We start from the raw sequence: 12,296 nt of genomic DNA, 5'->3' as shown, positions 1-12,296 counted from the left end.
AGCCGCGGGCGCCGCACACTGTGAAGGTTCGGCCACCCGCGGAAAGCCTTGAGGGATTCAGCCGACGATTCGCTGGTACAGCCGCAGATAGTCGGCCACCATGCGCTCGGCGGAGAAGCGTTCGAGTGCGCGGGCGCGGACCCGGGCGCGGTCGAGCTTGAGCGCGTCGTCGAGCACGCCGGCCGCCTCCTGGACGCCCGCCGCCAGGTAGCCGGTGACGCCCTCGTCGACGATCTCGGACATCGAGCCGAGCGGATAGGCGACCACGGGGGTACCGCAGGCCATCGCCTCCACCACCGACAGCCCGAACGGCTCGGCGAAGCCGATCGGGTGCAGCAGGGCCGCGGCGGAGCCCAGGATCTCGGCGCGCTCGGCCGGGCCGACGTTGCCGCCGTACACGATCTGCTCGCCGTCGACGTGCGGCAGGACCTGCTCGGCGTGGTACTCCCGATCGTGCACCGGGCCGCAGATCAGCAGGCGGCGGCCGGTCGTGCGGGCGATCCGGATCGCCTCCGCGGTGCCCTTGTCCGGGTGGATGCGCCCGAACGCGACCAGGGTCTCCCCCGGCTCCGGGCAGAACGGGAACTGGCGCACGTCGATGCCGTGGTAGATCGTCGCGGCGTAGTCGAGGCCGGGGCCGCGGTCGGCGTCGGAGATCGAGACGAAGGCCGAGCGGGAGCGCTGGTACGCCGGGAGGATCGCCGGCGAGCAGAAGCCGTGCACGGTGGTGAGCAGGCGCGTGCGGCAGAACTCGCTCATCGCCAGCGGCAGCCAGTCGAGGTGGTTGTGGACGAGATCGAAGCGGCCGCTGCGCTCGTAGCAGTGAGCGACGTGGATGGCCTCCCAGACGCGGCCGTCGTACGTGGCGTCCTCGTTGTACGGGCGCCCGACGACGCCGTCGAGCCGGGCCGAGGTGATCGAGTCCAGGCTCGCGAAGAGCGTGACGTCGACGCCGCGGGCCACGAGACCCTCGGCGAGCAGGGAGACGACCTGTTCCCACGGGCCGTACGCGCGCGGCGGCGTCCGCCAGGCGATCGGCCCGAGCAGTGCGACCTTCATCGGAGCCCCCTACCCCCGCGCCCCCGCGCGAATCCCCTTACACCGGCGGGCCGGGCTGCCGATAGGACAACGGATGAATCGCCCGAAGCCCCGCCCAGACCGAACATAACCGAAATATCGGATATGTCGGTGTGCGAAGCGCCCGACATATCCGGATCACGAACGCTTTCGAGGAAACTTCCACCTCGTCACCGCACAGGGAGACCGATGACCGCTTGGCGCTGGTATGCCGGCCTCGGGCTCGGCGCCGTCGCCGTCGGCGGGTTTCTGCCGGTCATGGCCAGGCAGGGGCTGTACACCCTGCTGGGCATCGCCGCGGCCGTGGCCGTCACCACCGGGATGCGCCGGTACCGGCCCGGCGACCGGCGCAGCTGGCACGTGTTCGCGGCCGCGATCTGGAGCTCGGTCGCGGCGGCGCTGCTGTACGGGGCCGAGTACGCGATCAGCGGCCGGATCGGCTTCCCGGCGTGGAAGGACCTGCCGTTCCTGGCGTCGTACCTGCTCATGGCGGTCGGAACGCTGCGCTGGGTCCGGCCCGACCCGGCCCGGCCGCGGGCCGAACGGTTCATCGACTCCGGGATCGTGGCCTCCGGCGTGGCCGCGCTGGCCTGGACGTTCATCGTGCACCCGCTGCTGTTCGAGCACCGCGCGGACGTCGCGCACGAGGTGAGTCACATGACGTACGTCGTGATCGACCTGATCCTCGTGGTGCTCACCGCGCGCATGATCTTCACCAGCAGTGTCCGCAGCCCGGCGCACGCGCTGGTGTCGTGCGCGCTGTCGAGCGTCATCGTCGGCGACGTCGTCTACTACGCGGCGATCGCCTGGACCGGCAGCACGAGCGGGGACAGCCTGTCGACGGTGCTGTACCTCTGCGCGTACACCCTCATCGGCACCGCCGCGCTGCACCCCTCGATGGCCGGGGCGGCCGGCCGGCCCGAGCGCTCCCAGCAGGTCATCCCGCGCCACCGCGTCCACCTGTACTCCGTGCTGGCCCTCGTCGGCCCCGCGGTCGCCATCACGATGCTGCTGGCGGCGCGGCCGCTGCCGTCGCGCTGGTGGGTGCTCGTCCCGCTGGCCACGTCGGTGGTGACGTCGGTGCTGCTGATCGCCCGGCTGAGCCAGCTGGTGCGCTTCGCCGACCGGCGGGTGCACGAACTCGACGCGCACGCCGCGGCGCTCGGCGAGGCGCTGCGCGAGCAGGAGGCGCTGCGCCAGCAGCTGACCCATCGGGCGCTGCACGACGCGCTCACCGGGCTGGGCAACCGCGCGCTGCTGCAGGAGCGGCTGGAGCACGCGCTGGCCCGCTCCAGCGCCGCGCACGGGCTGCTGCTGCTCGACCTCGACGGGTTCAAGGACGTCAATGATACGTACGGCCACCCGACCGGCGACGCGCTGCTCATGGAGGTCGCGGCGCGGCTGCTGGGGGTCGTGGGCACCTGCGACACGCTGGCCCGGCTCGGCGGCGACGAGTTCGCGATCCTCATGGAGGACGCGGACGCGCAGCGGGTCGAGCGGGTCGGGCGGCGGGTCGTCGAGGACCTCGGGCAGCCCTTCGCCGTGCACGAGCGCGAGCTGTCGGTGACCGCCAGCGTCGGGTCGCTGCTGTTCGCGACCCCGACGACGCCGTCGGAGGCGCTGCGCAACGCGGACCTGGCGCTGTACGCGGCCAAGGCGGCCGGGAAGAACCGGCTGACGGCGTACGACCCCCGCCTGGCCTCCGAGCGCACCGAGCACATGCGCATCGCCGCGGAGCTGCGCCGGGCCATCGCCGGCGAGGAGTTCACGGTCAACTACCAGCCGGTGGTGGACCTGGCGACCGGGCGGGTGACCGCCGTCGAGGCGCTGCTGCGCTGGTCGCGCGACGGGGTCGCGGTGCCGCCGCTGGACATCATCCCGGTGGCCGAGCAGCACGGCCTGATCGTGCCGATCGGCGCGTGGGTGCTGCGGCGCGCGTGCCGGGACGTGCGCACGTGGTACGAGCGCTTCGGCATCTCGGTCACCGTGAACGTCTCCGGCCGCCAGCTGCGCGAGCCCGACTTCGCCGAGACCGTGATCGCCGCGCTGCGCGACGCCGGGGTGCCCGGCACGGTACTCATCCTGGAGATCACCGAGAGCGTGCTGGTCTCGGCCGGCTCGGCCGCCGACGACGTGACGGCGCTGCTGACCCGGCTGCGGGCCGAGGGCGTACGGGTCGCGGTGGACGACTTCGGCACCGGGTACTCCTCGCTGGCCTACCTGCGCCACCTGCCGGTCGACATTCTCAAGATCGACCGGACGTTCACGCCGGACGGCGGGATGGCCGAGGAGATGGCGTTCACCCGGGCCATCGTCGAGCTCGGCAACAGCCTGCACCTGTCCGCGATCGCGGAGGCCGTGGAGACGCCGGAGCAGGCCGAACGCCTGCGGGAGCTGGACTGCCCGCAGGCCCAGGGGTACCACTTCTCCCGGCCGCTGCCCGCGGCCGACCTCGACGAGGTGCTGACCGCCTCGGGCGGGGTGCTGAGCCGGGCTACGCCTTCCGCAGCAACCGGTGCTGCCTGACGACCGGGACGGCGAGCGTCTTGTACCCCACCTGCTCGAACAGCACCGTCATCTGCTCGCCCGCGTAGGACAGCACCACGCCCTTGCCCCACTCGCCGTGCCGGACCTCGCTGTGCACCGGGAACGGCGCGTCCGCGGCGGCGGCCAGCCCCGCGGCGGCGCTGCCGTCGGTGCAGTTGTCGCAGTGGCCGCAGGTGCCGTCGAGGTGCTCGCCGAAGTACGCCAGCAGCGCCGCGCCCCGGCACTGCTCGGTCTCGGCGAAGTTGCGCATCATGTCCAGCCGCGAGCGCGACACCGTCTGCTGCCGCTCGGCCTGGGCCTCGGCGAGCTCGGCGGCCTTGGCCGGGGTCGGCGCCCAGCGCGGGGCCTTCACCTTGCTCCCGTGCAGCATCCGCGCCCCGCCGACCTCCTCCAGCAGGGCCAGCAGCTGCCCGAGCTTGCGCTCGCCGAGCCCCGTGCGCTCCTCGAGCTCGTCGCGGGTCAGCGGCTCGCCGGCCGCCCGCAGCAGGGCCGCGAGCGAGGCGACCTCGTCACGGTCGACGCTGACGTTGGTGAAGAACTTCCGAAGACCGCTGTCCTCGGTACGGTGCAGCAGCAGCACGTTCGCCGGCTGCCCGTCGCGCCCGGCGCGGCCGATCTCCTGCAGGTAGGAGTCGGGCGAGTCCGGCAGCGAGACGTGGTTGACCCAGCGGATGTTGGGCTTGTCGATGCCCATGCCGAACGCGGTCGTGGCGACCATCACCGGCACCTCGTCGGCGAGGAATGCCTCGTGGGCCCGCTCACGCTCGCCGGCGCTCATCCCGCCGTGGTACGCGACCGCCTCGATGCCCTCCTCGACCAGGCGCTCGGCGAGCTCCTCGGTGCCGCGACGGGTCGGGGCGTAGACGATGCCGGGCGGGGCCGAGGAGCGGATGCGCGCGACCAGGCGGCGCCAGCGGGTCTCCTCGTCGGGGCAGTGGACCGACTCCAGGTACAGATTCGGCCGGTCCAGTCCCGTGACGACGACCTCCGGGTCGCGCATGCCGAGCCGCTCGATGATGTCCTCGCGCACCGGCGGCGACGCGGTCGCGGTCAGGGCCACCACCGGCGGGCGGCCCAGCTCCCGGATGAACTGCCCGAGCTGCAGATAGTCCGGGCGGAAGTCGTGGCCCCAGGCCGACACGCAGTGCGCCTCGTCGACCGCGACCAGGCTCGGCTTGAGCGCCTTGATCTGGCGGACCCGGGCCGGGTCGGCGAACTGCTCCGGGGTCAGGAACACGAACTCGGCGTCGCCGGCCTTGAGCGCCTCCAGCGCCTCCTCGCGCTCGCTGCGCCCCTCGGCCGAGGAGAGCCGTACGGCGACCAGTGACTCGTGGTGGCGCGCGGTCAGCGACGCGATCTGGTCCTGCTGCAGCGCCAGCAGCGGCGACACGACGATCGTCGGCCCGGGCAGCAGCGGGGCCGGTACCTGGTAGATGGCGGACTTCCCGGCACCCGTCGGCAGCACCGCCAGCGCGTCCCGGCCGGCCATCAGCGCCTCCATGGCGCGCAGCTGCTCGTCGCGCAGCCGCTCCCAGCCGAAGCGCTCCTTGGCGACACGGCGCAGTTCTTCCGCACTCATGCGCGCCTTCCTATCATCCCGGCGCCCGTTTCTCTGATAGGACCTCAGGTATGCCTATCGAGACGCAAGGTGTGGTCGCACTGGGGAAGGGCCGGCCGGTCAGCCTGGAGACGATCGTCGTACCCGAGCCGGGCCCCGGCGAGGCGCGGGTCGAGGTGCAGGCGTGCGGCGTCTGCCACACCGACCTGCACTACCGCGAGGGCGGCATCAGCGACGACTTCCCGTTCCTGCTCGGCCACGAGGCGGCGGGCATCGTGGAGTCCGTCGGCCCCGGCGTGACCGACGTGGCCCCCGGCGACTTCGTGATCCTGAACTGGCGCGCCGTGTGCGGCCAGTGCCGCGCCTGCCTGCGCGGACGCCCCTGGTACTGCTTCAACACCCATAACGCCAAGCAGAAGATGACCCTGTCCGACGGCACGCCCCTGTCCCCTGCCCTGGGCATCGGCGCGTTCCTCAAGCACACGCTGGTCGCCGCCGGCCAGTGCACCAAGGTCGACCCGCAGGCCCCCGCCACGGTCGCGGGCCTGCTCGGCTGCGGCGTCATGGCCGGCATCGGCGCCGCCGTCAACACCGGCAACGTGACCCGCGGCGACTCCGTGGCCGTCTTCGGCTGCGGCGGCGTCGGCAACGCGGCCATCGCCGGCGCCCGCCTGGCCGGCGCGAAGACGATCATCGGCGTCGACGTGGACGTGCGCAAACTGAACTGGGCCACCGAGTTCGGCGCGACCCACGTCGTCAACTCCCGCGAGACCGACCCGGTGGCGGCGATCCGCGCCCTGACCGGCGGCTTCGGCGCCGACGTGGTCATCGAGGCGGTAGGGTCGCCGCAGGTGTACGAGCAGGCGTTCTTCGCCCGCGACCTGGCCGGCACCGTGGTCCTGGTAGGCGTGCCCCGCCCCGACATGCAGCTGACCCTGCCGTTCCTGGAGGTTTTCGGCCGCGGCGGCGCGCTGAAGTCCAGCTGGTACGGCGACTGCCTACCCTCCCGCGACTTCCCCATGCTGGTAGACCTGCACCTGCAGGGCCGCCTGCCCCTGGACAAGTTCGTAACGGAGACCGGCAGCCTCAACGACGTGGAGGAGGCCTTCCACAAAATGGAGCGCGGCGAGGTCCTACGCTCGGTAATCGTAATCTGACCTACCGCTCCCCCGGCCCGTGGCGCCTCCTCACCGCGCCACGGGCCGTTTCACGCAACGGGCCAGCCGCCCCGCGCCACGACTCAACACCTCACACCCGATGAATGAGGCCGCTTACCATCGCGACTCGAAGCTGGACAAACAGTCCCCCGCATCCGCATGCCCGCCCGCCGCAAGCCCGCGTCGCGACAGTTCGGCAGCGCAGCATGGTCTGGTCTCGCATCGGTCAGCAACGCCGAGTGTCCGGTCCGGCGACCCGGGTGACGGCGGAGCCTCGACCTCCACCTGATGACGACATGACGGTCAGTTCGGCGGGGACCGTGCCCCCGCTGCTGTTGTTGTTCGATCCCGACTACCCAAGGCAACGAACGCGAGGAGCACCCGACCCGGCGTCGTCCTCCGTGGTGATGTGGTCGAGCCGCGCGTCCATCGACCGCCTTCTCGCCGTCCGGCGACCCAAGCCCACGGCCGGCAAGATCGGGCGCGCGGATGACGCGGTGAACGCGCCCCGGGAGCAGCATGTCGCGGCCAGCCCGAAGGTGGGCTCAGCGGCGACGAGGGCTGCGCCAGTGCGACGGCGGCCCGACCGGTGGCGGGCGCCGGGGAGGTGTGCGGTGACGCAGCGTCGCTGGAACAGCTCGACCGTTGCCGCGGCGGCGGTGACGCGGAGTCACCAGAACCGCTCGACCGTCGCGACGGTGACGGTGCCGGTGGCGGTGACACAGCATCGTCGCCGCAACGGTCTGGCCGGTGCAGTGACGGTGGCGCGCCGGCTCGACAGCACGCCGACCGGACAGGCCGGGAACGCAGCGACTCAAGCGGCCCGGAACACGGTGGCGGAACCGGCCGAGAACGCGGTGACTGAACCGGCCCGGAACACGGTGGCGGAACCGGCCGGGAGTGCGGGGGCGTCGGTGCAGGCTGGGAACGCGACGACGGCGAGGGCCTTGGCGAACGTTCCGGCGAAGGCTCTGGCGATGGTGCACGGGACACCGGCGGCGATGGTGGCCTCGGCGACGGTGTTCGAGATGTCGGCGGGGGCTGCGACGGTGGGGCAGCAAGGTCGTGCGGACGAGACGGTCCGGGCGGGGTGGGCGCGGTCGGATCGGAGCGAGGGTTGGGCCGGACGGACGGACAGCGGGGACCGGGCTGGATACGCAGACGACCGGAGTCGGACTGCGTCACCGGACCGCTGGAGTCGGGCTGCACAGGCGGACAACCCAGGCCAGGCCGAGCCGACAGACAGCGGGGACCAGGCTGGACACCCACACGACGGGAGTCGGACTGCGTCACCGGACCGCCGGGGCCGGGCCGCATCACCGGACCGCCAGAGTCGGACTGGGACCCCGAACCGCCGGGGGCGGGCTGCGCTGGCGGACAGCCCGGGCTGGGCCGAGTCGACGGACAGCGGGGAGCGGGCTGGATAGCCGGACGACGCGAGTCGGGCCGCATCACCGGACCGCCAGAGTCAGGCTGGGACCCCAAACCGCCGGAGTCGGGCTGGGCCGGCGGACAGCCCGGGTCAGGCCGAGCCGACGGACAGCGGGGAGCGGGCTGGATTGCCGGGCGGCGGGGGTCGGGGTGAGTCATCGGACCGTGGGAGACGGACTGGGCTGGCGGGAGGCGAGAGTCGGGTCGAGCCACCGGCCCGCCGGGGTCGGGCTGGGCTGGCGGACGACCCGGGCTGGGCTGAGTTGACGGGCGGCTCGGGTTGGGCTGGGGCGCCAGGGAGCGGCGGCGGGCGGCTCGGGCGTCCTGCTCTGCCCAGTGGGCGGTGATCTCGGCGGTGCGGGCCTCGGCGTCCAGGCGGGCCAGGCGCTCGGCATGACGCGCCTCCAAACCACGGCGGCGGGCCTCGGCGAACTCGGCGCGCACCGCACGACGACGAGCCACCCGACGACGGTGCTCGGCCAGCATCGCATCCAACCGAACACGCCACTCCGAATCGGTAATCCCGGTCAGCACCTCACCCATGACAAGAACCTAGAACAGGGGTACGACAAAAACCCCTGAGCAGGGGAAACAGGCGGCGGCAGGTGATGCGTCGGGATTCAGAGTGGTCATGCCGGATGGCACGGGTGCCCGACATTTCGGATCCGCACCACGGCGGCGGTTGAGCCCGTTCCGCTCGACCGTCGCGGCCAGATGCGTTCGCGTCCGATTTGTCCGGCATAAGGCCCCGCAAATCGGGCGTGCGTAGCCGTGGTCACCGGAGAGGGACTATCGGAAGGGGTTGTCGGCGATAGGTTTCCGATATATCGTCGAAGTATCAGAAGACGATAGAACCACGAGATGGGGGATGCGATCATGAGGTCGCGACACGGATTCTTTGACACCGGCGCCTGGCAGCGGGGGTTTGGCAGCTTCGTTCCGCCGTTCCCGCCTGGCGAAGGGCGCGGCGGCTGGGGTGGCCGTGGGCATCACGGCGGGCATGGGCGCGGGCGGGCCCGTGGCGGGCGGCCGAACGTGCGCAACGCGGTTCTCGCGCTGCTGCACGAGCGTCCCATGCACGGCTACGAGATGATCCAGGAGCTTGAGCAGCGTACGGGTGGCATCTGGCGGCCCAGTCCGGGCTCGATCTACCCGACCCTGCAGATGCTGGAGGATGAGGGGCTCATCAGCGCGGAGGAGAGCGGTGGGCGCAAGCGATTCGTGCTCACCGACACCGGGCGGCCCGAGGCCGAGGCGGCGGCGCAGAACGCGCCCTGGCAGGAGTACGGCGACGAGAACGTCTCGCAGGCGCAGGAGTTCCGCGACGCCGCGTTCGGGATCATGGACGCGCTGCGGCAGGTGGGCTTCAACGGCACGAGTGAGCAGCGCGCCCAGGCGCTGGAGGTGCTCACCGAGACCCGCCGCAAGCTGTACGCCATCCTCGCCGATTGACGCCGACAGATCAAAAGCCGATCAAAACCAGACCCGGTCCCGGGGCGTGCGGGCCCCGGGACCGTACCGCGCGCAGAAGGAACCGCCATGCGTTGGTGGACCATCCGCCCGGCGCCGTTGCCACCCGCGCCGGCACCGGAGACGACTAAGGCCGCCGGGCCGGATCCTCGTTCCGGCCACCCAGCGCCGCCCAGACCTGGTTGACCGTCTCGAATTGCGTGTCCTCCGGCAGCCGCTCGAGCGCGTCGAGCACCTCGTCGGGCGCGTTGAACTCGGTCGCGCCGGCGATCAGATCGTCGCGGTCGCCGGGCAGGCTCGCCATCGGGATGTACCGTCCCAGATTGCTCCTGCCCTCGACCTCGTCGGCCGTCATGCCGACCGGTGCCCCGAAGGTGCGGGTGCCCTCGCCCTCCGGGTCGACCTGGCGCGCCTCGAGCTCCGCCTCGCGCTGAAGCCGGTCGTCGAGGGCGACCCCGTGCTTCGTGTTTCCTCGCTGCATGGCATCCATGAATCCGCAGGTACCCGGGCGAATTCCCGCCAAACGGGTGGTCCCCCGATTGGAAACCGGTGGGTCTGGGTAGCTGGATAACACTCGCCCGATTCACCGGACTCCGAACCCCCCGGCGTGCCGGACCGGGCGCTTCGCAGGAGGTGAACACGCAGTGGCACCACGCATCGGGCAGATGTTCGGCGCCCGCACCGCGACCGAGCGCGACGGCGTGGACGACCGCGCCGAGGCCCGCACCTGGCGCCTGGGGCGCAAGCACGACAAGGACGGCGACGGGATCGACGACCGTACCGAAGCCACCACCACGGGCACGATTCCCGCGGTCGGCGTCGTGGACCCCGATCGCGACACCGCGCCCATCCGGCGCACGGTCGACCGCGAGCCGGTGCCGGTCCGCCCGGCCACCGCGCGGGCGAGCCTGCTGGCCACGCTGGGCCTGATCCTGGGTGTCGCGGGCGTCGCGGTCGCGCTGACCGGGCTGCTGGCCCCCTGGGCGATCGCCGTCGGCGCGCTGGGCCTGCTCTTCTCGTTCGGCGGCATCATCGCCGGCGTACGCCCCGATGTGGCCGGCCGCGGCCTGGGGACGCTGGGCGTGCTGCTCAGCGGCACGGCCGTGGTGTTCGGCATCCTCGCGATGACCGGGCAGGTCGGCTGGCTCTCCACCGACACCGACCAGGTCGCCCGGCTCAACGACTGGCTGGACACCAAGCTGCCCTGGATGAAGGACTGGTGATCGCGTCGGCCCCCCGCAGTTCGCGCACGGCGCCCCCCGCCAAGGGGTCCGGGCACGCGTGCCCGGACCCTGCTCACGCGGCGGGGGCCACCCGGGGTGCGGGCTCGGGGCCGGGGGCCTTGCGGCGCGTGGCGAGGATCGAGCCGGCCAGGATCAGCGCGAACGCCACGCCCGTCAGCCAGGTCACCTCCTCGCCCAGGACCAGGGCGCCCAGGACCACGGCCACGGCGGGGTTGACGAAGGTGATCACGGTGGCGCGTACGCCGCCGACCTCGGCGATCAGCGCGAAGAACAGCACGAACGCCAGCGCCGTGCAGATCACCGCCAGTGCCAGCGCTGCCAGGGCCGGGCGCAAGGTCAGGTGGCTGAGCAGGGCGGGCAGCTTCGGCACCGAGACCGGCGCGAAGAGCAGGGCGCCGACGACCAGCGAGGCGGCGGCCACGCCGTAGCGGGGCACGTCCGACAGCCAGCGCTCGATGATCAGGGGGCCGATCGCGTAGCAGACGACGACGCCGCCCAGCTCGAGCATGGGCCGGGCCCCGCCGCCGCCCGCGTGGAAGCCCAGCAGGACCGCCACGCCCGCGAAGCCGACCAGCAGGCCGCCGACCCGGGTGGCGCTCAGGCGCTCGCCGCGGTCGCCCAGGCGGGCGATCACCGCGGCGACGAGCGGCACGCCGGCGATGACCAGGCCCGTGAAGGAGCTGTCGACGTGCCGCTCGGCGTCCGACAGCAGCAGCCAGGGCAGGCCGATCTCGACGACCGTGTAGACGAGCAGGGGCAGCCACGGGCGCAGGGAGGCGCGCACCTCGCGGCGGGCCAGGGCGACCGGCAGCAGCAGCACCGCGCCCAGGGCGGTGCGGACGAAGACCAGCTCGGCGGGGCCGATCTCGCGGACCGCGACCTTGATCAGCAGGTAGGGGATGCCCCACACGACGCACATCGCGCCGAAGAGGAGCCAGCCACGACGACTCATGGCCCCGATTTCACGCCGGCCGGCGCATCGCGTCTTGAACGCTGTTGCGGAACGCCGCCGGGGTGACGCCCGTCACGCGCTTGAACCACCGGGTCAGGTGCGCCTGGTCCGCGAAGCCCACGGCGCCGGCCACCTCGGCCGGGGTGCGGCCCGAGGCCAGCAGGTGGCGCGCGTGGCACACCCGCTCCAGCACGAGCCAGGCGTGCGGCGGGAAGCCGGTCGCTTCGCGAAAGACTCTCAGCATGTGGTACGGCGAGAGCTCCACCCCCGCCGCCAGTTCCCGCAGGCTGGGCGCGCAGCGCAGGTCCGCCAGCAGCCGATCGCGGATCTCGGCCACCTTGCGCCCCGCCGCCGCGTCGCCCGGCTTCGGCGCGCCGGGGGCCGGGCGCAGCGCGCCGTGGCGCTGGACGACCGCCTCCAGGGCCCAGGCCAGCTTGGACTGCGCCGCGAGCGGGTCGACACCGGCGGTCAGCTCCTCGTGGGCGGAGCGGACCAGGTGCACGCTGCGCGGGTCGGTCACGACGGGCTCGCGGAAGATCGCGCGCTCGGTGCGGCCGTCGAAGAGCAGGGACTCGCTCGGGTACAGCACCCGGTAGGCCCAGCCCTCCGGCCGGGCCGCCATGCCGTCGTGGGGCTCGTCCGGCTCCAGGATCGCGAGCGTCCCGACGCCGGCCCGGCGCAGGACACCGCGGTAGCGGAACTGCTCCTCGCCGCAGGTCACGACGCCGATCGCATACGTCGCGTGGCTGTGCCGGGCGAACTGGTGGCGGTGGTAGCTCGCGGTCAGCAGGTCGAGCGCTTGCCGCCCGTCATCGACCCGCGTCCACTCCGCCGACTCCCCCACGCAGCGAACGTAGCAC

At 72.6% G+C, this 12,296-nt stretch carries 10 protein-coding genes; 5 read left to right on the top strand and 5 right to left on the bottom strand.

Features of this window, described 5'->3' with window-relative positions; genetic code table 11:
• Positions 1 to 57 precede the first annotated feature (57 nt).
• Positions 58 to 1,059, bottom strand: a complete 1,002-nt coding sequence (locus ACQPY0_RS11680) for a glycosyltransferase family 4 protein (protein WP_432987767.1) — start codon at positions 1,057 to 1,059, stop codon at positions 58 to 60.
• 207 nt (positions 1,060 to 1,266) lie between these two features.
• Here ACQPY0_RS11680 and ACQPY0_RS11675 point away from each other — a divergent pair, with 207 nt between their 5' ends.
• On the top strand, positions 1,267 to 3,603 hold the full coding sequence (locus ACQPY0_RS11675; RefSeq protein ID WP_432987764.1) for a putative bifunctional diguanylate cyclase/phosphodiesterase: 2,337 nt from the start codon (positions 1,267 to 1,269) through the stop codon (positions 3,601 to 3,603).
• On the opposite strand, the gene ACQPY0_RS11670 is transcribed toward ACQPY0_RS11675, so the two are convergent.
• Entirely contained in the window at positions 3,572 to 5,203 is a 1,632-nt protein-coding gene (locus ACQPY0_RS11670; protein WP_432987761.1) for a RecQ family ATP-dependent DNA helicase, read from the bottom strand. The two genes, ACQPY0_RS11675 and ACQPY0_RS11670, sit on opposite strands and share 32 nt — an antisense overlap.
• 50 nt (positions 5,204 to 5,253) lie before the next feature.
• On the opposite strand from ACQPY0_RS11670, the gene ACQPY0_RS11665 reads away from it, so the two are divergent.
• From ACQPY0_RS11665 to ACQPY0_RS11655, 3 genes are all read left to right on the top strand, one after another.
• Positions 5,254 to 6,339, top strand: coding sequence for an S-(hydroxymethyl)mycothiol dehydrogenase (locus tag ACQPY0_RS11665; RefSeq protein WP_432987758.1), 1,086 nt, complete (start codon positions 5,254 to 5,256; stop codon positions 6,337 to 6,339).
• A 1,767-nt stretch (positions 6,340 to 8,106) separates the two neighbouring features.
• Positions 8,107 to 8,352: a hypothetical protein gene (locus ACQPY0_RS11660; protein WP_432987756.1), complete on the top strand. Its 246-nt coding sequence runs from the start codon at positions 8,107 to 8,109 to the stop codon at positions 8,350 to 8,352.
• Positions 8,353 to 8,646: 294 nt separating this feature from the next.
• Positions 8,647 to 9,222, top strand: a complete 576-nt coding sequence (locus ACQPY0_RS11655) for a PadR family transcriptional regulator (protein ID WP_432995186.1) — start codon at positions 8,647 to 8,649, stop codon at positions 9,220 to 9,222.
• A gap of 145 nt (positions 9,223 to 9,367) precedes the next feature.
• Here ACQPY0_RS11655 and ACQPY0_RS11650 read toward each other — a convergent pair whose 3' ends face one another.
• Positions 9,368 to 9,721 (bottom strand): DUF2795 domain-containing protein, encoded by a 354-nt coding sequence (locus ACQPY0_RS11650; protein WP_432987753.1) that lies wholly within the window; start codon positions 9,719 to 9,721, stop codon positions 9,368 to 9,370.
• Positions 9,722 to 9,884: 163 nt separating this feature from the next.
• Between ACQPY0_RS11650 and ACQPY0_RS11645 the strand changes: the two genes are divergently transcribed.
• A complete protein-coding gene (locus ACQPY0_RS11645) occupies positions 9,885 to 10,463 on the top strand; it encodes a hypothetical protein (protein WP_432987751.1) in 579 nt (192 codons plus the stop codon).
• 73 nt (positions 10,464 to 10,536) lie between these two features.
• Here ACQPY0_RS11645 and ACQPY0_RS11640 read toward each other — a convergent pair whose 3' ends face one another.
• Together ACQPY0_RS11640 and ACQPY0_RS11635 are read right to left on the bottom strand one after the other, a co-directional pair.
• On the bottom strand, positions 10,537 to 11,436 hold the full coding sequence (locus tag ACQPY0_RS11640) for a DMT family transporter (RefSeq protein WP_432987749.1): 900 nt from the start codon (positions 11,434 to 11,436) through the stop codon (positions 10,537 to 10,539).
• A 10-nt stretch (positions 11,437 to 11,446) separates the two neighbouring features.
• On the bottom strand, positions 11,447 to 12,280 hold the full coding sequence (locus tag ACQPY0_RS11635; RefSeq protein ID WP_432987746.1) for an AraC family ligand binding domain-containing protein: 834 nt from the start codon (positions 12,278 to 12,280) through the stop codon (positions 11,447 to 11,449).
• Positions 12,281 to 12,296 lie beyond the last annotated feature (16 nt).

It is taken from the genome of Dactylosporangium sp. CA-233914 (assembly GCF_050942935.1).
Lineage (GTDB): Bacteria > Actinomycetota > Actinomycetes > Mycobacteriales > Micromonosporaceae > Dactylosporangium.
Note: the sequence above shows the minus strand (reverse complement) of the source record. Positions and strands in the feature narration are given on the sequence as shown.

Bases quoted from the DNA above. Each gene is read 5' to 3' on its own strand.
- ACQPY0_RS11680 (WP_432987767.1), bottom strand. From the start codon at position 1,059: ATGAAGGTCGCACTGCTCGGGCCGATCGCCTGGCGGACGCCGCCGCGC.
- ACQPY0_RS11675 (WP_432987764.1), top strand. From the start codon at position 1,267: ATGACCGCTTGGCGCTGGTATGCCGGCCTCGGGCTCGGCGCCGTCGCC.
- ACQPY0_RS11670 (WP_432987761.1), bottom strand. From the start codon at position 5,203: ATGAGTGCGGAAGAACTGCGCCGTGTCGCCAAGGAGCGCTTCGGCTGG.
- ACQPY0_RS11665 (WP_432987758.1), top strand. From the start codon at position 5,254: ATGCCTATCGAGACGCAAGGTGTGGTCGCACTGGGGAAGGGCCGGCCG.
- ACQPY0_RS11655 (WP_432995186.1), top strand. From the start codon at position 8,647: ATGAGGTCGCGACACGGATTCTTTGACACCGGCGCCTGGCAGCGGGGG.
- ACQPY0_RS11650 (WP_432987753.1), bottom strand. From the start codon at position 9,721: ATGCAGCGAGGAAACACGAAGCACGGGGTCGCCCTCGACGACCGGCTT.
- ACQPY0_RS11640 (WP_432987749.1), bottom strand. From the start codon at position 11,436: ATGAGTCGTCGTGGCTGGCTCCTCTTCGGCGCGATGTGCGTCGTGTGG.